The organism is Comamonas avium (assembly GCF_014836675.1).
Taxonomy (GTDB): Bacteria; Pseudomonadota; Gammaproteobacteria; order Burkholderiales; family Burkholderiaceae_C; genus Comamonas; species Comamonas avium.
Window position 1 is genome coordinate 274,971 of record NZ_JACSQK010000001.1, and the last position, 21,989, is coordinate 296,959.

A 21,989-nucleotide genomic window follows, 5' to 3' on the forward strand; every position below is an offset into this window, starting at 1 on the left:
GGATCGAACGGAGTATGTCTTTGAACACTGTTGCTGAGTTCGCTAGCGAACTTAAAAAATCCCCTGAGACTCTGCTGGAACAACTCAATGCCGCTGGTGTGGCAAAGAGCTCTGGCACTGATGCCTTGACCGAAACGGACAAGCAAATGCTGTTGTCGCACCTCAAGGCCAGCCATGGCTCTGAAGGCGACGGCAAAAAGAAGATCACGCTGACGAAAAAGTCGACCAGCGAGATCAAGCAGGCCGATGCCACTGGCAGAGCCCGCACCATTCAAGTGGAAGTGCGCAAAAAACGTACTTTCATCAAACGTGACGATGCCCCCGAGGTAGTTGCCGAAGCTGCTGCCCGTTCTGCGCAAGCTGCACAGGCTTCCCAAGAGCTGGTGCGCCGCGAGGAAGAAGTCCGCAAGCAAGCAGAGATGATTAGCCAAGAAGAAGTTGAATTAGCGCAAACGCGCCATGAGCGTGAAGAACGCGAAGACCGTGTGCGCAAAGAGCGCGAAGCGGAAGAGCGCGCTGCTGCTTACGCAGCCGCCGAAGCCGCCAAGGCTCGCCAAGCCAAGGAAGCGCAAAAGGAAGCTGCTGCAGGTAATGCAGCTTTTGCTGAAGCACGTGCCAAAGCACAAGCTGATGCGCGTGCCAAGGCCGATGAAGAATCCCGTCAGCGCCAGGCTGAAGAAGCTGCTCGCGCCAAGGATCTGGAAGATCGTCGTCGCAAGGCTTTGCAAGAAGCAGAAGCTATTCGCGCCATGATGGCTGCACCTAAGAAGGTGCTGGTTGCCAAGAAGCCTGAAGAGCCCAAGAAGGTTGTTGCTCCAGCTGCGGCTGCTGATGCCAAGAAGACCACCGCTTCCAAGGATGCCAAGCCTGCTGCAGGCGCAGCAACGGCTGCACCTGGCCGCGGCGGCGCGAAGGACAAGGAAGTCAAGTCTTCCAAGTTGTCTTCGACTTGGTCGAACGACGCCAATGGCAAGAAGAAGGAAATCAAGACCCGTGGCGACAGCTCGGGTGGCGTGGGTAATCGCTCCAGCTGGCGCGGTGGCCCTCGTGGTGGCCGTCGTGGCAATGACCGCAACGATCACCAGCAGCAACAGCAGCAGCAGGAATTCCGCGCGCTGGAAATCTCGGTGCCAGAAACCATCACTGTGGCCGAATTGGCTCACAAGATGGCGGTGAAGGCGTCCGAGCTGATCAAGGTGCTGATGAAGATGGGCCAGATGGTCACCATCAACCAGCCTTTGGACCAGGACACCGCCATGATCGTGGTGGAAGAAATGGGCCACACCGCCAAGATCGCTGCACTGGATTCTCCAGAAGCCTTCAGCGAGGAAGATACTTCCAAGTACACCGGCGAGCTGGTGTCGCGTGCTCCTGTCGTTACAGTCATGGGCCACGTTGACCACGGCAAGACTTCGCTGCTCGATTACATTCGTCGCAGCAAAGTGGCAACCGGCGAAGCGGGTGGTATTACCCAGCACATTGGTGCATACCATGTGACGACTGACCGCGGTATGGTGACGTTCCTGGATACTCCGGGCCACGAAGCGTTTACCGCTATGCGTGCCCGAGGTGCCAAGTCCACCGACATCGTAATTTTGGTCTGTGCGGCTGATGACGGCGTGATGCCTCAGACCAAGGAAGCCATCAAGCACGCCAAGGCTGCTGGTGTGCCGATCGTGGTTGCCATTACCAAGTCTGACAAGCCTGAAGCGAACCCTGAGAAGGTCAAGCAAGAGCTGGTGGTCGAAGAGGTCGTGCCAGAAGAGTACGGTGGTGATTCTCCGTTCATCTCTGTGTCGTCCAAGACCGGCGCTGGCGTTGACGCATTGCTCGAGCAAGTGCTGCTGCAAGCTGAAGTGCTGGAGCTCAAGGCTGCAGTGGACGCAGCTGCCAAGGGTCTGGTGATTGAGGCTCAGCTGGATAAGGGTCGCGGCCCGGTCGCTACAGTGCTGGTGCAATCCGGTACGCTGAAGGTCGGTGACGTGGTGCTGGCTGGTCAAACCTATGGCCGCGTGCGTGCCATGCTGGACGAAGACGGCAAGCAGACCAAGGAAGCTGGTCCTTCGATTCCTGTGGAAATCCAGGGTCTGTCCGACGTGCCTTTGGCCGGTGACGACTTCATGGTCATGGCCGATGAGCGCCGTGCCCGCGAAATCGCGACTTACCGTGCAGGCAAGTTCCGTCACACCAAGTTGGCCAAGCAGCAAGCTGCCAAGCTGGAGAACATGTTCTCGGACATGACTTCTGGCAACGTGCAGACTCTGCCTTTGATCATCAAGGCCGACGTACAAGGCTCGCAAGAAGCGTTGGCAACATCGCTGCTCAAGCTGTCGACCGACGAAGTCAAGGTACAGATCGTGTACTCTGGCGTGGGTGGTATCTCCGAGTCCGACGTCAACCTGGCGCTGGCTTCCAAGGCCATCATCATCGGCTTTAACGTGCGTGCTGACGCCCAGGCTCGTAAGACGGCCGAAAGCAACGACGTGGATCTGCGCTACTACAACATCATTTACGATGCCGTAGATGAAGTGAAGTCCGCCATGTCCGGCATGCTGGCTCCTGAAAAGCGCGAAGAGATCATCGGTATGGCCGAGATCCGCACTGTGTTCGTGGCAACCAAGATCGGTACGATCGCTGGTTCCTACATCACCCAGGGCCATGTGGTCCGCAACGCACACTTCCGTTTGCTGCGCGACAACGTGGTTATCTACACGGGTGAGATCGAATCGCTGCGCCGCCTGAAGGACGATGTCAAGGAAGTCAAGGAAGGCTTCGAGTGCGGTATCAAGCTGCGCAACTACAACGACATCCGCGAAAACGACGTGCTGGAAGTTTTCGAAATCAAGGAAATTGCACGTACGCTGTAAACCATAGCTTTCAGCGCTGATGAATAAAGGGTTTGAAGGTCGAAAGGCTTTCAAACCCTTCTCTGACTAGCGCTACTAGCTCATAATTTTTAATGCCACCTAAACGTAAATCTGCTGCGCCTAACCGCAGCTTCAAAGTTTCTGACCAGATCCAGCGTGATCTGTCGGAGCTGATCGCCCGCGAGTTGAAGGACCCGCGTGTTGGCATGGTCACACTGCAAGGCGTTGAAGTGACGCCCGACTATGCGCACGCCAAAGTGTTTTTCAGCTTGCTGATCGGTGACCCGGATGAGTCGCAAAAGGCGTTGAACCAAGCTGCAGGCTTCCTGCGCAATGGCTTGTTCAAGCGTTTGCACATCCACACCGTTCCTACTTTGCACTTCGTCTACGACCGCACCTCAGAGCGTGCTGCTGACATGAACGCCTTGATTGCCAAGGCTGTGGCGTCACGCGGCCCTGAAGAAGGCTAAGCAATGAACGCCACTCGCACCAGGGTGCAGCGGCGCCCTGTGCATGGGGTGTTGCTGCTCGATAAACCGCTGGGTCTTTCCAGCAATGACGCTTTACAGAAAGTGAAGTGGTTATTGCGTGCGGAAAAGGCCGGCCACACTGGCACTTTGGATCCCCTTGCCACCGGCGTGTTGCCGCTGTGTTTTGGGGCTGCCACCAAGTTCAGCCAGTTGCAGCTGGAAGCTGCCAAGACCTATATTGCTGTTGCCCGCTTAGGCCAGACTACTACCACTGCAGATGCAGAAGGTGAAGTGCTGCGTGAGCGGGTGGTGGATATGTCAGCCATCACGCCAGCGCTGCTGGCGCAGGTGCAGGCTCGCTTTACGGGCCCTATCCAGCAAGTGCCGCCTATGTACAGCGCCCTCAAGAAAGATGGCAAGGCGCTGTATGAATATGCGCGCGCAGGTATTGAAATTGAGCGTCCTGCGCGCAATGTAACTATTCATGCACTGGACATTGTTTTGTGCAAGGATGCGGACGGTTTGGATGCCCTTGAGCTGACAGTCACCTGCAGCAAGGGCACTTACATTCGTACGCTGGCAGAGGATGTGGGGGAGGCGCTCGGTTGTGGCGCACACCTGCGTTCGCTGCGCCGTACAGACACGGGCGGCATTGGTGTCGATCGTTGCATCACTTTGGATGCCTTGATCGCCATGCCCGAAGAAGAGCGCATGAGCGTGGTGCAGCCGGCAGATTGTCTGCTGCATGCCCATACGCGCGTGACGCTGGATGCGAGTGAAAGCGGCCGGTTTCTGACTGGTTTGCGTCGCCGCGGCGATTGGCCCGATGCCGAGGCTGTCGCAGTTTATGGGGATGAACCACGCGCCTTGCTGGGTGTGGGGCACATCACAAGTGGGGAGCTGATTCCTGATCGCCTGCTCAGCCCCCTAGAAATTCAACAAATTTTGGAAGGCACGCCGCGCCCACAAGACCGCGGCATTTTGGAAATCGTATGAGCAAACAAATCCGCAACATCGCCATCATCGCGCACGTTGACCATGGCAAGACCACAATGGTTGACCAACTGCTGCGCCAATCGGGCACTTTTGCCGAGCACGAAAAAGTGGTCGACACCGTCATGGACAACCACGCCATTGAACGTGAGCGTGGCATTACGATTTTGGCGAAGAACTGTGCCGTATCGTGGAACGATACCCACATCAACATTCTTGACACACCCGGTCACGCGGACTTCGGTGGTGAAGTTGAGCGCGCTCTGTCCATGGTGGACGGTGTGGTGCTGCTGATCGATGCGCAAGAAGGCCCCATGCCCCAAACGCGTTTCGTGACCAAGAAGGCTCTGGCCCTGGGTCTGAAGCCTATCGTGGTGGTCAACAAGGTGGACAAGCCCGGTGCCAACCCCGACAAGGTGGTGAACGCTGCGTTTGACCTGTTTGACAAGCTGGGCGCTACTGACGAGCAGCTGGACTTCCCCGTGGTGTACGCATCGGGCATCAACGGCTGGTCTTCCAAAGTAGAAGGCGTACCAGGTGAAAAGTGGGGCGAAGACATGTCGGCCCTGTTTGACACCATCTTGGAGCACGTGCCTTTCGTACAAGGCGATGCCACTGCACCTTTGCAGTTGCAAGTGTCTGCGCTGGACTACTCCACGTTTGTGGGCCGTATCGCTGTGGGCCGTATCACTCAGGGTACCTTGAAGGTTGGCCAGAATGTGCAAGTGATGGCCGGTCCTGATGGCAAGGCTTACAACGGCAAGATCAACCAGATCCACAAGTTCCAGGGTATCGACCGCGTGCAAGCCACTGAAGCCGGCCCTTCGGAAATCGTGCTGATCAACGGTATCGAAAACATCGGTATCGGTGAAACCATCACTGATCCCGCCAATCCTCAGCCTCTGCCGATGCTCAAGATTGACGAGCCGACACTGACTATGAACTTCTGCGTGAACAACTCGCCTTTGGCGGGCCGCGAAGGCAAGTACGTGACCAGCCGTCAAATCTGGGACCGTCTGCAAAAGGAACTGCGCTCCAACGTGGCTCTGCGCGTCAAGGAAACCGGCGAAGACGGTATCTTTGAAGTGATGGGCCGTGGCGAATTGCACCTGACCATCTTGATCGAAGAAATGCGCCGTGAAGGCTACGAGCTGGCCGTGTCCAAGCCCCGCGTGGTGTTCAAGGACATCGACGGTGTCAAGCACGAGCCTATCGAGCTGGTGACTGCGGACATCGAAGAAGGCCATCAAGGCAGCGTGATGCAAGCCCTGGGCGAGCGCAAGGGTGAACTGGTGAACATGGAACCCGATGGCCGCGGTCGCGTCCGTCTGGAATACCGTATTCCTGCCCGTGGCCTGATCGGCTTTACCAACGAGTTCATGAACATGACACGTGGTTCCGGCCTGATCGCCAACATCTTTGACAGCTACGAACCCCATAAGGGTGACATCGGTGGCCGCAAGAACGGCGTGCTGATCTCCATGGACGATGGTGAAATCTTCACCTACGCTCTGGGCAAGCTGGACGACCGCGGTCGCATGTTTGTGAAGGCCAACGACCCCGTGTACGAAGGCATGATCATTGGTATCCACAGCCGTGACAACGATCTGATCGTCAACGCCACGCGTACCAAGCAGCTGACCAACTTCCGTGTATCTGGCAAGGAAGACGCGATCAAGATCACTCCTCCTATTCAGCTGTCGCTGGAATACGGCGTTGATTTTATTGAAGACGACGAGCTGCTGGAAATCACTCCTACCAGCCTGCGCGTGCGCAAGCGATTCCTGAAGGAGCATGAGCGCAAGCGTGCTCAGCGCGACAACTAAGCCGCGTTCAGTGTGCTTTCAAAAGGCCGCCTTGTGCGGCCTTTTTTTACGTATGGCTGGTAGTCAAATGCAGCCAGAGTGACAAAACAAAAGTGACGCTTGCGGTATCGTGCTCACTTTGTTGGAGACAGTTGGAGCACAAAAATATGTCACAGACCCCTGCAGACGTTCTGGCCGAAGTACGCGGCCATGTTGGATTCATCACCCTCAATCGACCCAGAGCCATCAATGCCTTGTCACTGGGCATGGTGCGCGATTTGCTGGCGCAGTTGCTGATCTGGAAAGATGATCCCAAGGTGTTGGCGGTGGCCATTCGCGGCAGCCACAAAGAGGGCGTGTTTGGGCATTTCTGTGCAGGCGGTGATATCCGCTTTCTGCACCAGGCGGGCAGCACTGGCAACCCAGAGCTGGAGGACTTCTTCACGGAAGAGTACGCGCTCAACCACCTGATCTTTACCTACCCCAAGCCTTACATCGCCTTCATGGACGGCATTGTGATGGGCGGCGGTATGGGCATCAGCCAAGGTGCCAGCCTGCGTCTGGTGACTGAAAAAACCAAGATGGCCATGCCAGAGACCATCATTGGCCTGTTCCCCGATGTGGGGGGGGGCTACTTTCTCTCGCGCTGTCCGGGTGCTGTGGGCGAGTGGCTGGCGTTGACGGGCGATACCATCGAGGCGGCTGAAGCGTTGGCCTTTAATTTGGCAGACGCCTATTTGCCCGCCGCTGAGCAGGGTGCCCTGTGGGAGGCACTGGGCGCGCAGCAGTTTGCAGATGGCGATGCCGTGCACGCCTTTGTACAGGCGCGCAGCCAGCCCCATGCACCGCAACCCGTGCGCGATGTGCAGCAGATCAACCGTATTTTTGCTCTGCCCACGGTGCGCGACATCATCAGCGCTTTGGAGACAGATGCCAGCGAGTGGGCACAGGCCACCGCAGCCGTACTGCGCAAGCGCTCGCCCCTGATGCTGTTTGTGGTGCTCGAGCAGATCCGCCGCGCGCGCAACATGGGTGTCGCCGAAGATTTGCGCATGGAGCGCGACATGGTGCGTCACTGTTTTTACCTGCGCCCCGGCCAAAGCGAAACAGTGGAAGGCATCCGCGCGCTGGCAGTGGACAAAGACCACAACCCGCGTTGGAACCCGGCACGCATTGAGGACGTGCCTGAAGATCTGTGGAAGGCGTTTTTTGTCAGCCCATGGCCTGCGCACTCACACCCTTTGGCTTACCTCAAAGACTGATGCAGGTGTAAAAAAACCACGCAGGCACAGGCGTGGTCTTTAAAAATAGAAGCATCAAGCGCTGGTATTTAAAGGTTTTCAGATAGTTTTATATCTGAAACCCTTGTGGATAAAGCGCTGGATGCTCTTGTTTATTGCTTCTGGCGTTTAACGGTTGCGGCTTTTCATGGCGCGTTCCACCTCGCGCTTGCCTTCTCGATCCTTGATCACATCGCGCTTGTCATGCTCGCCCTTGCCCTTGGCCAAGGCAATGTCGCATTTCACCAGGCCGTTTTTCCAGTGCAGATTCACGGGCACCAAGGTGAAGCCTTTTTGCTCCACTTTGCCAATCAAGCGCTTGATGTCGTCTTTTTTCATCAACAGCTTCTTAATGCGTGCTGAATCGGGGCTGACGTGCGTGGAGGCGGTCTTGAGTGGCTGAATTTGGCAACCAATCAAGAACAGCTCGCCGTCTTTGATGATCACGTAGCCGTCGGTCAACTGCGCCTTGCCACTGCGCAAGGCTTTGACTTCCCAGCCGTGCAGCACAATGCCTGCCTCGTGGCGCTCTTCAAAGTAATAGTTGAACGCCGCTTTTTTGTTATCCGCTATGCGGGATGGTGTTTCTGATTTTGTTGCCATGGGTCTTTCTGGGCGGGTGACCCGCAGATGCCGGGCTCTACCTACAATGGGCGTTTCTCCCGCTGAACAGCAATTCTAGTTTCTCCAGCCGTGCGTGGTCCGTTGGTGCAGCAATGCCCCAGGCATGTGCCGTGCTGGCTTTGTGCTTTCATGAAAAACGTTAACAAGTCTGTTCTTATTTGGTATAGCCCCGAAGAAATGTTTGCCTTGGTGGCGGACGTGGCAAGCTATCCAGAATTTTTGCCCTGGTGCTCGCACACCAAGGTGCTGGAGCAGGACGCAACGAGCATGACGGCGGAAGTCGGCATGTCGATGGGTGCACTGCGTAAATCCTTTGTGACACGCAATGTGCACGAAGGCAAGACCAAGATCAGCATGCGCTTGGTCAAAGGCCCGTTTTCGCGCCTAGAAGGCCACTGGATTTTTCACCCCGTAGGCGATGGCTCACAGCGTGCCTGCAAGGTCGAGCTGCAGCTGGACTATGGCTTTGACAGCGTGGCCATTGCTACGCTGATTGGCCCTGTTTTTGACCGCATTGCCAACTCCATGGTGGACGCCTTTATCAAGCGTGCTGAAAAAGTCTATGGCTGATACCAGCAAGCTCAAGGTGCATGTGGTCTGGGCCGATAGCAGCGCCGCTGTGCAAGAGCGAGCGGTAGCACTGCCTGAGGGGGCGTGCTTGCAAGATGCTCTTGACGCCTGTGGCCTGCAGTTGACGGCGTCGCAATCTTGCGGTGTCTGGGGGCGTACCAAACCATTGGATTGCGCCTTGCAAGACGGTGACCGTGTGGAGCTGTATCAACCGCTCAAGGTTGACCCCAAAGTAGCGCGCCGCGAACGGTTTGCCAAGCAGGGCGCGCGCAGTGCAGGGCTGTTTGCCAGCCGGCGCACCAACAGTAAAGCAGGCTACTGAATCAAAGCGTGGAGGGGTGGGGCCGCCGGTTCATGAGCAATTGCTCTTGATCGTTTGCTGGGCACGCTGCAAATCGGCTTGGCGTTGCTCGTCGGTCATAAAGCCACGCTCGCCTTTTGCATTGACGGTGGCCAGCAGGCTGCCCGACTGCAGCGCAGCTTGTGCAGTGCGTGCGCGCTGGCAGTTTTCTTGGCGAGCCTGAGCTTGCTGGGCTTTTTGCTTTTTTTGTTCAGCTTCTTCGGCTTTGCGCTTGGCGTCCTCTATGTCTTTTTCCTTGGCTTGATCCTGCGCAGCTTGTTTGGCCTGTGCAGCCGCTTCTGGCGTCTGGGCTGCGGGCGTAGCTTCAGTGGGGGCAGCTTGTGAGGGCTGAGCAGACTTGGGTGGCAAGCCAGCAGTCTCTGCGCTGGGGTAGACCATGCGTGCACTGGCAGAACGTGTGCCGTGAGGCTGCTTCAAAATCTGCTCAGGCGCAATGTGCGCAGGTGGTGGCCGATCACTGAACACTTTGCGACCGGCTTCATCAACCCATTGCCATTGGGCCAAAACACTGCTGCTGCAAATGCTCAAGACAGCTGCAATCCATAGTTTGTGGGTGTTCATGGCTTTCAGTTTAGCGCGATCGTGCAAGGTTTCTTGTTGCATGTTTGGCACGGGTTAGTGCTGAGAAAGCTACAATCTTTCTTTTGGAGCCTTCACAATGCGCCTTCTCGGAAAAGCACTGACATTCGACGACGTTCTGCTCGTTCCCGCCTACTCCGAAGTCCTGCCCAAGGACGTAACTCTCTCCACACAGTTCACACGCAACATCACGTTGAACCTGCCTTTGGTCTCTGCGGCCATGGACACGGTGACCGAAGCGCGTCTGGCCATTGCCATTGCCCAAGAAGGTGGCATTGGCGTGATCCACAAGAACATGACAGCCCAGGAGCAAGCGGCTGAAGTGGCTAAGGTCAAACGCCATGAATCCGGTGTGGTAATTGATCCTGTCGTGATCACCCCTGACCACACGGTGCTGCAAGTGCTGCAGCTGTCAGAAGAGCGCGGCATTTCCGGCTTCCCTGTGTGCGATGGCGGCAAGGTGGTCGGCATTGTGACCAGCCGTGACGTGCGCTTTGAGACCCGCTACGACGTCAAGGTCAGCCAGATCATGACGCCCCGCGAAAAGCTGATTACTGTCAACGAAAAAGAGGGCACCACGCCCGCTCAAGCCAAGGCACTGCTCAACAAGCACAAGCTGGAGCGTATCTTGGTGGTCAACGATGCATTCGAGCTCAAGGGCCTGATCACCGTTAAAGACATCAACAAGCAAACCAATTTTCCTAACGCCGCGCGTGACTCGGCTGGCCGCCTGCGCGTGGCTGCCGCTGTGGGCGTGGGCGCCGGCACCGAAGAGCGTGTCGACCTGCTGTCCAAGGCTGGTGTTGATGCTGTGGTGGTGGATACCGCCCATGGACACTCCAAGGGCGTGATTGATCGCGTGCGCTGGGTCAAGCAAAACTACCCGCACCTTGAAGTCATCGGCGGCAATATCGCCACAGGCGCTGCCGCACTGGCATTGGTTGAGGCAGGTGCTGACGCCGTGAAGGTGGGTATTGGCCCCGGCTCGATTTGCACGACACGTATCGTCGCCGGTGTGGGCGTACCCCAGATCATGGCGATCTCCAACGTGGCCGAAGCCCTCAAGGGTACGGGCGTACCTTTGATTGGTGACGGTGGCATCCGCTTCTCGGGTGACATTGCCAAGGCGCTGGCTGCCGGTGCTTCTACCATCATGATGGGCGGCATGTTCGCGGGTACCGAAGAGGCTCCTGGTGAAGTGATTCTGTACCAGGGCCGCTCGTACAAGAGCTACCGCGGCATGGGCTCTATCGGTGCCATGCAGCAGGGCTCGGCCGACCGTTACTTCCAAGAGTCGTCCACTGGCAACCCCAATGCAGACAAGCTGGTGCCAGAAGGTATTGAAGGCCGTGTGCCCTATAAGGGCTCGATGGTCTCCATCATTTACCAAATGGCTGGTGGCGTGCGTGCCTCCATGGGCTACTGCGGATGTGCCACTATTGCAGAGATGGGCGAGAAGGCCGAGTTTGTGGAAATCACCGCTGCCGGTATCCGTGAATCTCACGTACACGATGTGCAAATCACCAAGGAAGCGCCAAATTACCGCGCCGACTGAGTGATGGGCTGATTGGCCTGCAGGTCACAAGCGGGGTTGGCATGGCTGGCTCCGCTTTTCTTTTTCAGGAGTCCCTCATGAAACTTGCCGAAGCACTGTTGCTGCGCGCTGATCTGAAGAAAAAGCTGGCCTCGCTGCGTGAGCGGATTGGCCGCAACGCCATGGTGCAAGAGGGTGAGGCGCCGCAGGAAAAGGTCGAAGATTTGCTGGCCCAAGCGACTAGTGCATTGCAGGAGCAGCAGAAATTGGTGCGCAGCATCAATGCTACTAATGCATCCGCCAAACTTGCCGATGGCCGTTTGCTGTCGGATCTGTTGGCGCAGCGCGACATGCTGATTGAGCAGCATTCTCTGCTGACCAGTACGATTGCGGCCACGCACAAAGAGGTTGATCGCTACAGCCAGCGCGAGATCAAATGGGTGCCGCAAATCAACGTAGCCAGTTTGCAAAAGCAGGTGGATGACCTGTCGCGCAAAATTCGCGAGGTGAATGTGGCTGTGCAGGCGGCCAACTGGCAGATTGATATCTGACCATCGCTATCGAGTTTCGGAGCGCCACGGGCGAGTGCAAAGACCTCGGTGAGGCCAAGAGGTTGAAAATAAGTTGGTCTCTCCTGTAGAGCGTGAAGGGCAGCGCTGGTGCTAAAACCACCTGACCAATCAGCCCATCACCTTTGACAGCGTACATGTGACACCGCACACCGCACTACCTTGCACTGACGTGGCGCTCCCCTTTATGCCAATAACCATCCATTCTTGGCTGGAATTTGAGATTCTGGTCAGAATGCTAAAATCTGGTCTGATTTAACGCTAAACTAGCTTTCTCATCTCCATTCCATGCAATCCGTCGGTATCTACGAAGCCAAAACTCGTTTTTCTGCCTTGATCGAACTGGTCGAGCAGGGCGAGGAAGTGCGCATCACGCGCCATGGCAAAGAGGTGGTGCGCATGCTGCCCGTGCGCCGCCGCCCCGTAATTACCGATGAGCAGATTGCCCGTGAGCTGGAGCAAATTCAGGCGCTGCAAAAGACAGTGCGGGCGCAAGCAGCTGCAGACACTGTCGTGATGCTGCGCCAAACAGGACGCAGTCGGGCATGAGCGCTTTTGTCATTGATGCGTCTGTAACGGCTGCGTGGCTGCTGCCCGATAGCGCCAGCGCAGACACCCAGCGTTTATATGCACGCATTCGTCGCCATGAGGTTGACCCGCAAGCGCCCAATGTTTGGCAATGGGAATGCGGCAACCTGATTGCTTCGGGTGTCAATATTGGCCGTATTCCACACAGCTCGGTTGAAGGGCTGTGGGGGGTGCTGGAGGCCATTCGCCACCGTGTTGAGCTGCATGAGCTGGCACCTGCCCAGCACAAAGCTGTGCTGGACGTTGCGCTGGATACGGGCTTGCCCGTGTACGACGCCGCTTATTTATGGCTGGCGCAATCCCTGCGATTGCCGCTGGCCACTTTCGATCCTGCCCAGATCACGGCAGCGCAGCAGCGTGGAATCGCGTTGCTGGCTGCGGCTGATTTTTGAAACGGATACTCCTTTCTATTGCCTTTGGATCACACCATGCAACACGACAAGATTCTGATTCTTGACTTTGGCTCCCAAGTCACACAGTTGATCGCACGCCGAGTGCGCGAAGCCCACGTTTATTGCGAAGTTCATCCCTGCGATGTCAGCAGCGAATGGGTGCGCGAATTTGCCGCTGACGGCCACCTCAAGGGTGTGATCTTGTCAGGCAGCCACGCCAGCGTTTACGAAGTAGACGACCGTGCTCCGGATGCCGTGTTTGAGCTGGGCCTGCCCGTGCTGGGCATTTGCTACGGCATGCAGACCATGGCTACCCAGCTGGGTGGCAAGGTTGAAGGCTCCAACAGCCGCGAATTCGGCTACGCCGAAGTGCGCGCCCATGGTCACACCAAGCTGCTCGACGGCATTGAAGACTTCGTGACCACCGAAGGCCACGGCATGCTCAAGGTCTGGATGAGCCACGGCGACAAGGTCACCCAGCTGCCTGAAGGTTTCAAGGTGATGGCATCCACCCCTTCGTGCCCGATTGCCGGCATGGCAGATGAGGCCCGCCGCTTCTATGCGGTGCAGTTCCACCCGGAAGTCACGCACACCGTGCAGGGCCAGGCATTGCTGAACCGTTTTGTGCTGGATATCTGCGGCACGAATGCAGACTGGATCATGGGCGACTACATCGAAGAAGCCGTGGCCAAGATCCGCGAGCAAGTCGGTGACGAAGAAGTCATTCTGGGCTTGTCTGGTGGCGTGGATTCGTCCGTGGCCGCAGCCCTGATCCACCGCGCCATCGGCGACCAGCTGACTTGCGTTTTTGTCGATCACGGCCTGCTGCGCTTGAACGAAGGCGACGCGGTCATGGAAATGTTCGCAGGCAAGCTGCACGCCAAGGTCATTCGCGTCGATGCGGCCGACCTGTTCCTGGGCAAGCTGGCTGGCGTGAACGAGCCAGAAGCCAAGCGCAAGATTATTGGTGGCCTGTTTGTCGATGTATTCAAGGCCGAGGCTTCCAAGCTCAAGGCTGCCAACGCAGGTAGCAAGGGTGCAACCTTCCTGGCCCAGGGTACGATTTACCCCGACGTGATCGAGTCCGGCGGTGCCAAGAGCAAGAAGGCTGTGGTCATCAAGAGCCACCACAACGTAGGCGGTCTGCCTGAGCAGCTGGGCCTGAAGTTGCTGGAACCTCTGCGTGACCTGTTCAAGGATGAAGTGCGCGAACTGGGCGTGGCTCTGGGCCTGCCCCGTGGCATGGTCTATCGTCACCCCTTCCCGGGCCCCGGTCTGGGCGTGCGTATCTTGGGTGAAGTCAAGAAGGAATACGCCGACTTGCTGCGCCGTGCCGACGCCATCTTCATCGAAGAGCTGAACAACTGGATCGACGAAGCCACAGGCAAGAGCTGGTACGACCTGACCAGCCAGGCATTCACCGTGTTTCTGCCCGTCAAGAGCGTGGGCGTGATGGGTGATGGCCGCACTTACGATTACGTCGTGGCACTGCGCGCTGTGCAAACCAGCGACTTCATGACTGCCGACTGGGCAGAGCTGCCTTACGGCCTGCTCAAGAAAGTGTCTGGCCGCATCATCAACGAAGTGCGCGGCATCAACCGCGTGACTTATGACGTGAGCACCAAACCACCAGCAACGATTGAGTGGGAATAAGCAAGCGTCTAGCAGTGTCTAGCTGCTAGTGCAGAAAAAGCCTCGTAGATCATTGATTTGCGAGGCTTTTTTTGGCCCATCGGGTCAATCCTCCGCACTCGGATTCCAGAAGGCCTGCAGCACACCCTTTTCCTGCTCCAGTGCGGCCACCAGCCGGTCAAGCGCCTCGGGCTCCACCGCCGTGGCGTACAGCGCGGCCTCAATCTCGATGTCGTTCTGGCCGAAGGCGTGCTGCGCCACATCGCGCACCGGGTAGCTGGCAGCCTCTAGCAGAGCGACCAGTTTTTCGCGCACGTCGGCCTGCACGTCGCGCTGGCAGATGGCATAGACGGCATAGCTGGCTTCGCTAAATTGCTCGTTCACGGGGCGCCGGTTGATGCGGTTGACCACCGGGCGCAGCAGGGTGTTGGCCGCCAGCACGAACAGCGCCGCCAGCAGCGCCTCGCCGATCAGCCCGGCCCCGGCGCAAGCGCCTACGGCGGCTGAGCCCCAGAGTGTGGCGGCGGTGTTCAGGCCGGTGACGTTGGCACCTTCTTTCATGATGGCGCCCGCGCCCAGAAAGCCGATGCCTGACACCACATAGGCCACCACGCGCACCGCGCCCTCGGGCCCGCCTAGGCGAAACGCCATGTCGACGAACACCGCCGCGCCCACGGCGACCAGGGTGTTGGTGCGCAGCCCGGCGGTGCGCTGGCGCACTTGGCGCTCGAAACCGATCAGGCCGCCCAGCAGGAAGGCGGTGCTCAGGCACACCAGGGTGTTGAGCAGGGCGGCGGGATTCAGGGAAGTTAGAACTTGCATGGCGGGTCAGTGGGGTAAGGAAGGTGGCAAGAAAGTGGCAAGAAAGGTGACAAGAAAGGGCGGGCACAGGGGGCAAGGGAGTCCCGAGCGGGCGCGGGCTTTGGCGCAGCACGGTATGGCACGGCCCTGCAGCATGGCCTCAGCGGTCGAAGGCCCAGGTCGCACCCAGCGTCCCCCATGCGGCCACGCGGCCATGGTCGCCACGGGCCTGACTCAAGTCGATGCTCAGGTCTGGGGTCACCATCCAGCGCACGCCGAGCCGCCAGTGGTTGAACGTCGATTCGCGAAAACGCTCCGCGACGAAAGACCACTGCGCGGCCGGCGACCATTCGAGAGCGGCGCCGGCTCTGGTGGTGCCGGGGGCATGGCGCATGAAGTCGCGCCCCAGGTTGAGGTGCAGCTTCACGCTGTCGCTGGCATGCCAGGTCAGCGGCACCAGCAGCGTGCTGCCGGCGGCGTGGAGCGAGGTCAGGGCTTCGCTCTGCCAGTGCGCCTGCGCCACAACGCCCACGCTCAGCCGGTCGTGCAGTGGCAAGACCCATTTGAGCTGTGGGCTGACGTTTCCGGTCCGGCCGATGTCGTTTTCGCTCTGGTGCTCCAGTCCCAGGCTGAGTTCGAGCGGACCGACGCGGCAACCCGGCTCCAGGTGATATAGCGTGCGGTTGCCCTGCCGTTCGCGTTCGCTCCAGGCTGACAGCTGGCATTGGCCCTCGTCCAGGATCGTGGCGTCGTCTACTGCGTGGTGGCCGCCGGCCGCGTGGGCTAGGCTGGCGCCCAGCCCCAGTGCGGCCACAGTGGCCAGCCTTGTACGTGCCGTGGTGGCAACGTGCCGCGCGACAAAGTGAAGGTGCTTCATGAAAACCTCGTGCGATTCAGAGGGGAGGGTGGCGTTCGGGCCGAGGGCCAGCCAGGCCACCCGGCCCGGGAATTTTTTAAAAGGGAACGCTCGAAACAACAGGCCGCCCGGCCCTCGCCGGGGAGGATGCATGGCTAGGGCCAGCCTGCTGAGGCCGAGGCGGTGCCATGGCCGCCACGGCGGCTGCGCGGTGGGCGGCCGTGGACCGACTCAGAACCAGTGGCCGAAGCGTCGGATGTAGATGGTCTTGACCGTTTGCGCCAGCGCCATGTACGCAACCATGGTGGCCAGCAGCCAGCCAAAGTAGCTCGGCTCGAGCGCAATGAAGCCCAGCGAATCGGCAAACGGCGAGTACGGTAGCCAGCAGCCGACCACGATGGCGAGACTGGTCGACAACAGCACCGGCAGCGTGGCTGTGCTCTGGAGGAACGGGATCTTGCGCGTGCGCAGCATGTGCACCACCAGCGTCTGTGATACCAGGCCTTCGATGAACCAGCCCGAATGCATGATCGAGGCGCCACCGCCATCGGCATGAAACGCGGCGCCGGCGCCGAACACCGTCCACAGCAGCACGTAGGTCGTGATGTCAAACACCGAGGAGGTCGGGCCCATCCAGATCATGAAACGGCGGATGTTATTGGCCTCCCATTTGCGCGGCTTCTTGACGAAGTCGGGGTCCATCTTGTCCCAGGGCAGGAACATCTGCGACATGTCGTAGATCAGGTTCTGGATCAGCAGGTGCACCGCCAGCATCGGTTCCCACGGCAGCCACGCTGAGGCCACGAGCACCGAGAACACGTTGCCGAAGTTCGAGCTGGCCGTCATGTTCAGGTACTTGAGGATGTTGCCAAAGGTCTCGCGCCCCTTGATCACGCCTTCTTCCAGCACCATCAGGCTCTTTTCCAGCAGGATGATGTCGGCCGTTTCCTTGGCGATGTCGGCACCGCTATCCACTGAAATGCCCACGTCCGCATCGCGCAGCGCCGGCGCGTCATTGATGCCGTCGCCCAGAAAGCCCACGGTGCGCCCGTTGGCCTGCAGCGCCTTGACCACGCGCGATTTCTGCAGCGGCGTAAGCTTGGCAAAAATCGTCGTGAACTGCACCGCTTCGCGCAGCGTGGCGTCGTCCATCGCCTCGACGTCGCGGCCCACCAGTGGCGTGCCGGGGTCCAGGCCGACGTCGCGGCAGACTTTGACCGTGACCACAGGGTTGTCGCCGGTTAGTACCTTCACGGCCACACCGTGCGCCTGCAGCGCGCGAATGGCGGGAGCGGCGCTTTCTTTGGGCGGGTCGAAGAAGGTCAGAAAGCCGCGCACCACCAGGTCTACCTCGTCGGCCATGCGGTATTCGGCCTTGACCTGGTCGCTCGGGATCTGGCGTGTGGCGACAATCAGCACGCGGTAGCCCTCTTCGTTGTAGTCGGTCGCGCGCTGCAGCAGGGCGGCGCGGGCGGTGGCGTCAAGCACCTGCACCTGCTCGCCCTGTTGCCAGTGGGTGGCCACGGCCAGCATTTCTTCGACGGCGCCCTTGGACACCATCATTTGCGCGCCGTGCTCGTCGGCCACCACCACCGACAGGCGGCGGCGCACGAAGTCGAAAGGCATCTCGTCCACCTTGCGCCAGCCCGACAGCCGTGCTGCGATGGCAAGCTCCTCGGCGCGATGGACCACCGCGATGTCCATCAGGTTCTTTTGACCGCTCTGGTGGAAACTGTTGAGCCAGCCCAGCTCCAGGATGTGCGGATCTTTCTTGCCTTGCAGGTCGAAGTGGTGCTCCAGGATGATCTTGTCCTGCGTCAGGGTGCCGGTCTTGTCGGTGCACAGCACGTCCATGGCGCCAAAGTTCTGCACCGAGTTCAACCGCTTGACTACCACCTTGCGGCGTGACATGGCCAGCGCGCCCTTGGCCAGGTTGGCCGACACGATCATGGGCAGCATCTCAGGCGTCAGGCCCACCGCTACGGCCAGCGCGAAGGTCAGCGCCGACATCCAGTCGCCCTTGGTGAGACCGTTGAGCAGGAAGACGATAGGCACCATCACCATCATGAATTTGATGAGCAGCCACGAGACGCTGCTGACACCGCGGTCGAAGCTGGTCTCGATGCGTTTGTGGCTGACCACGTTCCTCGCCAGCGAGCCAAAGTAGGTTTCTGCGCCGGTCGCTACAACGATCGCCGTAGCGGTGCCGCTGACCACGTTGGTGCCCATGAAGCAGATGTTGGCCAGGTCGAGCAGGTCGCTGGGGGCCTGCTCATTGACCTGTACCGACTTCTGCGACACCGCGCCCAGCGTGTCGTACTTTTCGACCGGCAGGGCCTCGCCAGTCAGCACGGCCTGGCTGATGAAGAGGTCGCGCGACTCGATCAGCCGGATGTCGGCGGGAATCATGTCTCCGGCCGACAGGTAGACGATGTCGCCCGGCACCAGCTCGCGCATCGGCACTTCCTGCTTGATCGGGCTGTTGGCGCCTGAAATGCGGCGCAGCGCCGTGGCCGTGTTGCCCACCATCGACTTGAGCCGCTCGGCGGCCTGGCCCGAGCGGTACTCCTGCCAAAAGCGCAGCAGGCTGCTGATGATCACCATCGTCACCAGAATGATGATGCCGGTCCACTCGGCTTCACCTGGCGCCGCTAGATACACGTCGGTGACTGCGCTGACGCAGGCCAGGAACAGCAGCACCAGTACAAAGGGGTTCTTGAACGCCAGCAGCAGCTGGATCAGCGCGTGCGGCGGCTTGTCGTGCGCGACCTCGTTGAAGCCGTGCCGGGTCAGTCGTTCGCTGACCTGCGATTCGGTCAGTCCCGAGAGAGAGCCGCCGACGTTTTTGAGTGTGCGCTCCAGCGAGTTGTTGGCTTCACTTTCAATGCGGGCCGAGATTTTTTCTCCCTTGCCCAGCGCATTGCTGATAAATCCTTTTTGCCGGGATTCGGTCTTGATGCTGTCGTGATGTGTCATGGATGGCTCCTTGCGGACGGGTCGGTGGCATGCGTTCACCGACGCCAGGGTTTTTTAGGGCGAGTGAGGGCTGGCCAAAGAGAGAGAAACTCATGGCAAAGCCTGTAGCGTGGGCGCTCAGTGGCAAAGGGCTGGCCGCGCCAAGTCGTGCTAGGGTGGGCGCGCGACCGGGCGACGGGCCGCCTCTGGGCGGTCTCGTGTGGGATTCAGACGGGGGGAAGGGGCCAAGGGCACGCCGGTCGGTGCGGCGTCACGCGGCGTGTTGCAGGGCGTCAGGCCCGCCGCGCGCAATGCACGGCCGTTGGCGGCCGGCAGGTGGAGCCAGACCGCCGTGCGCGTGGCCGGCGGCAGGAGGGACAGCACGTCGGCAATGGCGCGGGCCGACCATGGGGCCAGCGCCTGGGCAAACGCCACCAGACCGTGGCGCTGCAGCAGCTCGTAAATCTCGGAAGTGGCGCGCTGCGCAATGGCGGCGCGAAGAAAAAAGGACAGGTCGTTGTTCTTCACAGGAGTTCTCCTCGGGCAGGCGCCGAGAAGAATTCCTTTACGTGATCACGCGCAGGAACACCACCGAAGCCAAGCCGGGTTCATTTGAAAAAGTTAATTTGGAAATAAGAGGCGCAATCAAGCGCCAACTAGAACTGGGGTCCATGACTTCTCCTTTCGTATGAATGTGGTGAATGCGAAATGCGCAATATCAATCGCCGCGACGGTGCGTTGCCAGCAGCGGTTGCGTGATGAGAAAACTGCGAATGCGATGGGTCGGCCAAAGCGTCACCTGATCCAGGCGTGACTCGTGGCTCAGGGTAGGCGCATGCGCCGCCAGCGCGGGGGGCGCGGTGGCGGGCAACTGCTGGGGTGGGCTGCAGAAACGCACGACAAAACTCCTTGGCGACAAGGGAGTCGTTCACGCAAAAGGGCGTTGAAAACAGACGGCCGCTTCTGGATGGCGCTGCAGGTTCAAAAGAACCCAGCCACGCCAGACCAGAGTGCTAAGCCTCAGTGCGTGTAAAAAAAGACCGGGAAGGACGAGGTACCTGATTGAAGCGGGTCAATCAAGCGGCTGCGGTACGCCAAGGTGGCTCCGCAGCCCAGGGAATTGGGTGTCAGGAAGCCAGGCGTGCCGCACCGACCAGGTCGGGCTTTACATCACTGAAATTACAACTGCCACTATCCACGGACGGACTCCAAAATAAAGATGTGGCGATTATTGCATTGCAGCATGGCCTCGGCAACCCCCATAGCCAACGAATCGATGCTGTTTCTTTGAAATACTGTGGAGTGGTTGCTGGCGCTGGCTTGTCTTGCCCGTTGCTGCGCGGGGCCGTGTTCGATTCATCGCTGACACTGCAAAAAGCCGCTGCGCAAGGAAAAGGCGCTGCGTAAGGGACAGCACATGGTCCACCTGTCTTTGGCGCAAAGCCCTGCCGGTTCAAGCTGGCAGGGCTTTTTTTGCTGTGTTTTAGGAAGTCAAAATTCCGAGCCGTCGGGATAAGCGCAGCAAGTTAGACCGATCAACGTGCAGCGCACGTGCGCTGCTGGCAATGTTGTGGTTATGTGCTTGGAGTGTCTGCATGATCAGCGTGCGTTTGAACTGATCGACGTGGGCATTCAGACTGGTGCTGTCGCTGGTGATGGCGTCGGGGAAGGCGCTGGCAGCGTCGCTCACAGGCAGTCCGGCGCTCTGTATGAGCGCGGTCGGTGGTGTGTGAGGCAGCTTTAAATCTTCGGCAGTGATGCCCAGTGTTTGCTGGTGCGTGCGTGGGCGGCGCATGGCGTGCAGCACACTGCGGCGTATGCAGTGTTCCAGCTCGCGGACATTACCGGGCCAGTGGTAGTCCAGCAGGGCAGCTTGGGAGGCAGTCTCCAGCCGCACTTGGTCAAGCCCCAGTTCTGAGCGGGCCCGCTCCAGAAAATGGCCAGCAAGTACCAGTAGATCACCGTCGCGATCCCGCAATCGGGGCACCTGAATGGGGAAAACGCCCAGACGGTGAAAAAAATCAGCGCGCATGTGCCCGCTGCGAACGGCCTTCTCCAGATCTTGATTGGTTGCGGCAATGATGCGCACATTCACCGTGCGTTCACGGTCCAGCCCCAGGCGCTGGATGTGGCCACTTTGCAGTACACGCAGCAGCTTGGCTTGGGTTGCCAAAGGCAGCTCACCCACTTCATCCAGAAACAGGGTGCCCTGATGGGCTTGCTCGAATTTTCCGGCTCGCTCCTGTACTGCGCCGGTGAACGCGCCACGGACGTGGCCAAACAGCTCACTTTCGACCAGGTTTTCTGGCAGGGCTGCGCAGTTGATGCTGACAAATGCCTGATCGGCGCGCAGCGACTGCGCATGTACGGCTTGTGCAACCAGCTCTTTGCCCACGCCTGTTTCTCCGGTGATCAGTACCGCTAAGTCACTGGCTGCCACGGTGGCAATGTCGCGCTGCAGGTTGCGCATGGCTGCGCTGTGACCCAGCAGGCGGGTGTGGGTCACCGGTGTGTGCCGACGAAAATGCTCCGCGCGTTGGCGCTCTTGCGCTGCGGTCTGCTCCAGCTCACGCATGCGCGCGGCAGTGGCGACGGTTGCTGCCGCCAAATTGCTGAAAGCCTGCAAGGCCGCCAAAGGCGCATCGCCTGCAAAGCTGCCGGGCTGCAGTGCATCGAGGGTGAGCAAACCCCATGGTTGCTCGTTCACCATGAGCACACAGCCCATGCAATCGTGCACGGGCAAAGGGGCATCGGTGTGGTGGGTGACCAGGCCGTCGTAAGGGTCGGGCAGCTCGGTGTCGGTGGGAAAGCGCATGGCCTGTCCGGCAGCCAGCAAGGCCGCAAAACGTGGGTGTTCGCTCACCCGGAAGCGGCGACCCAGTGTGTCAGGGCTCAGACCATCGATAGACAAGGGGCGCAGCCATGTTCCATTTTCTTCAAAACGTAAAAGTGCAGCGGCGTCTGCTGGCAGCACCGTGCGCAAAGCGGCCAGCAGACGGCGGTAGCGTTCAGGTTCAGACAGGTGGTTGGAGAGTTGCGCGATCAGTGGAAGCAGGGCGCTAAGCAAGCTGGCATCGGGAGTCATTTTGACATCTTATGGTGTCAAATTGACG

General features: G+C 59.2%; 21 protein-coding genes. 13 read left to right on the top strand and 8 right to left on the bottom strand.

Translation table 11 applies throughout. The features are described 5' to 3' along the window. The first annotated feature begins 14 nt into the window (after positions 1-14). From infB to H9646_RS01245, 5 genes are all read left to right on the top strand, one after another. Positions 15-2,867: a translation initiation factor IF-2 gene (gene infB, locus H9646_RS01225; RefSeq protein WP_191721507.1), complete on the top strand. Its 2,853-nt coding sequence runs from the start codon at positions 15-17 to the stop codon at positions 2,865-2,867. A 92-nt stretch (positions 2,868-2,959) separates the two neighbouring features. Further along, positions 2,960-3,337, top strand: coding sequence for a 30S ribosome-binding factor RbfA (gene rbfA / locus H9646_RS01230; RefSeq protein ID WP_191721508.1), 378 nt, complete (start codon positions 2,960-2,962; stop codon positions 3,335-3,337). Between the two features lie 3 nt (positions 3,338-3,340). Further along, on the top strand, positions 3,341-4,333 hold the full coding sequence (gene truB, locus H9646_RS01235) for a tRNA pseudouridine(55) synthase TruB (RefSeq protein WP_191721509.1): 993 nt from the start codon (positions 3,341-3,343) through the stop codon (positions 4,331-4,333). Continuing rightward, positions 4,330-6,156, top strand: a complete 1,827-nt coding sequence (typA, locus tag H9646_RS01240) for a translational GTPase TypA (protein ID WP_191721510.1) — start codon at positions 4,330-4,332, stop codon at positions 6,154-6,156. Before truB ends, typA begins: the two co-directional genes overlap by 4 nt. Positions 6,157-6,302: 146 nt before the next feature. Further along, positions 6,303-7,397 carry an enoyl-CoA hydratase/isomerase family protein gene (locus H9646_RS01245; RefSeq protein WP_191721511.1) on the top strand — a complete coding sequence of 365 codons (1,095 nt, stop codon included), beginning with the start codon at positions 6,303-6,305 and terminating at the stop codon, positions 7,395-7,397. Positions 7,398-7,544: 147 nt separating this feature from the next. On the opposite strand, the gene smpB is transcribed toward H9646_RS01245, so the two are convergent. Further along, complete coding sequence (gene smpB / locus H9646_RS01250) at positions 7,545-8,018, bottom strand: SsrA-binding protein SmpB (protein ID WP_191721512.1); 474 nt, start codon at positions 8,016-8,018, stop codon at positions 7,545-7,547. A 150-nt stretch (positions 8,019-8,168) separates the two neighbouring features. Between smpB and H9646_RS01255 the strand changes: the two genes are divergently transcribed. Both H9646_RS01255 and H9646_RS01260 read left to right on the top strand, forming a co-directional pair. Further along, the gene (locus H9646_RS01255) at positions 8,169-8,609 is read left to right on the top strand and encodes a type II toxin-antitoxin system RatA family toxin (protein ID WP_191721513.1); all 441 of its coding nucleotides are present in this window, start codon (positions 8,169-8,171) and stop codon (positions 8,607-8,609) included. Then, on the top strand, positions 8,602-8,931 hold the full coding sequence (locus H9646_RS01260; RefSeq protein WP_191721514.1) for an RnfH family protein: 330 nt from the start codon (positions 8,602-8,604) through the stop codon (positions 8,929-8,931). Before H9646_RS01255 ends, H9646_RS01260 begins: the two co-directional genes overlap by 8 nt. A gap of 30 nt (positions 8,932-8,961) precedes the next feature. Here the strand turns inward: H9646_RS01260 and H9646_RS01265 are convergent, their stop codons facing one another. Continuing rightward, positions 8,962-9,573 carry a DUF4124 domain-containing protein gene (locus H9646_RS01265; RefSeq protein WP_225213913.1) on the bottom strand — a complete coding sequence of 204 codons (612 nt, stop codon included), beginning with the start codon at positions 9,571-9,573 and terminating at the stop codon, positions 8,962-8,964. A 55-nt stretch (positions 9,574-9,628) separates the two neighbouring features. Here H9646_RS01265 and guaB point away from each other — a divergent pair, with 55 nt between their 5' ends. The 5 genes from guaB to guaA all read left to right on the top strand — a co-directional run bounded on the left by guaB (position 9,629) and on the right by guaA (position 14,285). Then, positions 9,629-11,104, top strand: coding sequence for an IMP dehydrogenase (gene guaB, locus H9646_RS01270; RefSeq protein ID WP_191721515.1), 1,476 nt, complete (start codon positions 9,629-9,631; stop codon positions 11,102-11,104). A 77-nt stretch (positions 11,105-11,181) separates the two neighbouring features. Then, positions 11,182-11,634 carry a DIP1984 family protein gene (locus H9646_RS01275; protein WP_191721516.1) on the top strand — a complete coding sequence of 151 codons (453 nt, stop codon included), beginning with the start codon at positions 11,182-11,184 and terminating at the stop codon, positions 11,632-11,634. Positions 11,635-11,940: 306 nt separating this feature from the next. After that, a complete protein-coding gene (locus H9646_RS01280) occupies positions 11,941-12,201 on the top strand; it encodes a type II toxin-antitoxin system Phd/YefM family antitoxin (RefSeq protein ID WP_191721517.1) in 261 nt (86 codons plus the stop codon). Continuing rightward, a complete protein-coding gene (locus H9646_RS01285) occupies positions 12,198-12,632 on the top strand; it encodes a type II toxin-antitoxin system VapC family toxin (RefSeq protein ID WP_191721518.1) in 435 nt (144 codons plus the stop codon). The genes H9646_RS01280 and H9646_RS01285 overlap by 4 nt, the downstream gene beginning before the upstream one ends. Positions 12,633-12,668: 36 nt before the next feature. Next, positions 12,669-14,285: a glutamine-hydrolyzing GMP synthase gene (guaA, locus tag H9646_RS01290; protein ID WP_191721519.1), complete on the top strand. Its 1,617-nt coding sequence runs from the start codon at positions 12,669-12,671 to the stop codon at positions 14,283-14,285. A gap of 84 nt (positions 14,286-14,369) precedes the next feature. Here guaA and H9646_RS01295 read toward each other — a convergent pair whose 3' ends face one another. The 5 genes from H9646_RS01295 to H9646_RS01315 form a co-directional block, all read right to left on the bottom strand. Next, entirely contained in the window at positions 14,370-15,086 is a 717-nt protein-coding gene (locus H9646_RS01295) for an MgtC/SapB family protein (RefSeq protein WP_191721520.1), read from the bottom strand. A gap of 139 nt (positions 15,087-15,225) precedes the next feature. After that, positions 15,226-15,942, bottom strand: coding sequence for a hypothetical protein (locus tag H9646_RS01300; RefSeq protein WP_191721521.1), 717 nt, complete (start codon positions 15,940-15,942; stop codon positions 15,226-15,228). Positions 15,943-16,152: 210 nt separating this feature from the next. Further along, complete coding sequence (mgtA, locus tag H9646_RS01305) at positions 16,153-18,897, bottom strand: magnesium-translocating P-type ATPase (protein WP_191721522.1); 2,745 nt, start codon at positions 18,895-18,897, stop codon at positions 16,153-16,155. A 150-nt stretch (positions 18,898-19,047) separates the two neighbouring features. Next, complete coding sequence (locus H9646_RS01310; protein ID WP_191721523.1) at positions 19,048-19,404, bottom strand: hypothetical protein; 357 nt, start codon at positions 19,402-19,404, stop codon at positions 19,048-19,050. Between the two features lie 190 nt (positions 19,405-19,594). Continuing rightward, a complete protein-coding gene (locus H9646_RS01315; protein ID WP_191721524.1) occupies positions 19,595-19,774 on the bottom strand; it encodes a hypothetical protein in 180 nt (59 codons plus the stop codon). Between the two features lie 164 nt (positions 19,775-19,938). Here H9646_RS01315 and H9646_RS18700 point away from each other — a divergent pair, with 164 nt between their 5' ends. Then, the gene (locus H9646_RS18700; RefSeq protein ID WP_404813070.1) at positions 19,939-20,283 is read left to right on the top strand and encodes a hypothetical protein; all 345 of its coding nucleotides are present in this window, start codon (positions 19,939-19,941) and stop codon (positions 20,281-20,283) included. A 76-nt stretch (positions 20,284-20,359) separates the two neighbouring features. On the opposite strand, the gene norR is transcribed toward H9646_RS18700, so the two are convergent. After that, complete coding sequence (gene norR, locus H9646_RS01325; protein ID WP_191721525.1) at positions 20,360-21,961, bottom strand: nitric oxide reductase transcriptional regulator NorR; 1,602 nt, start codon at positions 21,959-21,961, stop codon at positions 20,360-20,362. Positions 21,962-21,989: the final 28 nt, after the last annotated feature.

Excerpts from the sequence above, each read along its gene's own strand:
- infB (WP_191721507.1), top strand. The coding sequence starts at position 15 with ATGTCTTTGAACACTGTTGCTGAGTTCGCTAGCGAACTTAAAAAATCC.
- rbfA (WP_191721508.1), top strand. The coding sequence starts at position 2,960 with ATGCCACCTAAACGTAAATCTGCTGCGCCTAACCGCAGCTTCAAAGTT.
- truB (WP_191721509.1), top strand. The coding sequence starts at position 3,341 with ATGAACGCCACTCGCACCAGGGTGCAGCGGCGCCCTGTGCATGGGGTG.
- typA (WP_191721510.1), top strand. The coding sequence starts at position 4,330 with ATGAGCAAACAAATCCGCAACATCGCCATCATCGCGCACGTTGACCAT.
- H9646_RS01245 (WP_191721511.1), top strand. The coding sequence starts at position 6,303 with ATGTCACAGACCCCTGCAGACGTTCTGGCCGAAGTACGCGGCCATGTT.
- smpB (WP_191721512.1), bottom strand. The coding sequence starts at position 8,018 with ATGGCAACAAAATCAGAAACACCATCCCGCATAGCGGATAACAAAAAA.
- H9646_RS01255 (WP_191721513.1), top strand. The coding sequence starts at position 8,169 with ATGAAAAACGTTAACAAGTCTGTTCTTATTTGGTATAGCCCCGAAGAA.
- H9646_RS01260 (WP_191721514.1), top strand. The coding sequence starts at position 8,602 with ATGGCTGATACCAGCAAGCTCAAGGTGCATGTGGTCTGGGCCGATAGC.
- H9646_RS01265 (WP_225213913.1), bottom strand. The coding sequence starts at position 9,573 with ATGCAACAAGAAACCTTGCACGATCGCGCTAAACTGAAAGCCATGAAC.
- guaB (WP_191721515.1), top strand. The coding sequence starts at position 9,629 with ATGCGCCTTCTCGGAAAAGCACTGACATTCGACGACGTTCTGCTCGTT.
- H9646_RS01275 (WP_191721516.1), top strand. The coding sequence starts at position 11,182 with ATGAAACTTGCCGAAGCACTGTTGCTGCGCGCTGATCTGAAGAAAAAG.
- H9646_RS01280 (WP_191721517.1), top strand. The coding sequence starts at position 11,941 with ATGCAATCCGTCGGTATCTACGAAGCCAAAACTCGTTTTTCTGCCTTG.
- H9646_RS01285 (WP_191721518.1), top strand. The coding sequence starts at position 12,198 with ATGAGCGCTTTTGTCATTGATGCGTCTGTAACGGCTGCGTGGCTGCTG.
- guaA (WP_191721519.1), top strand. The coding sequence starts at position 12,669 with ATGCAACACGACAAGATTCTGATTCTTGACTTTGGCTCCCAAGTCACA.
- H9646_RS01295 (WP_191721520.1), bottom strand. The coding sequence starts at position 15,086 with ATGCAAGTTCTAACTTCCCTGAATCCCGCCGCCCTGCTCAACACCCTG.
- H9646_RS01300 (WP_191721521.1), bottom strand. The coding sequence starts at position 15,942 with ATGAAGCACCTTCACTTTGTCGCGCGGCACGTTGCCACCACGGCACGT.
- mgtA (WP_191721522.1), bottom strand. The coding sequence starts at position 18,897 with ATGACACATCACGACAGCATCAAGACCGAATCCCGGCAAAAAGGATTT.
- norR (WP_191721525.1), bottom strand. The coding sequence starts at position 21,961 with ATGACTCCCGATGCCAGCTTGCTTAGCGCCCTGCTTCCACTGATCGCG.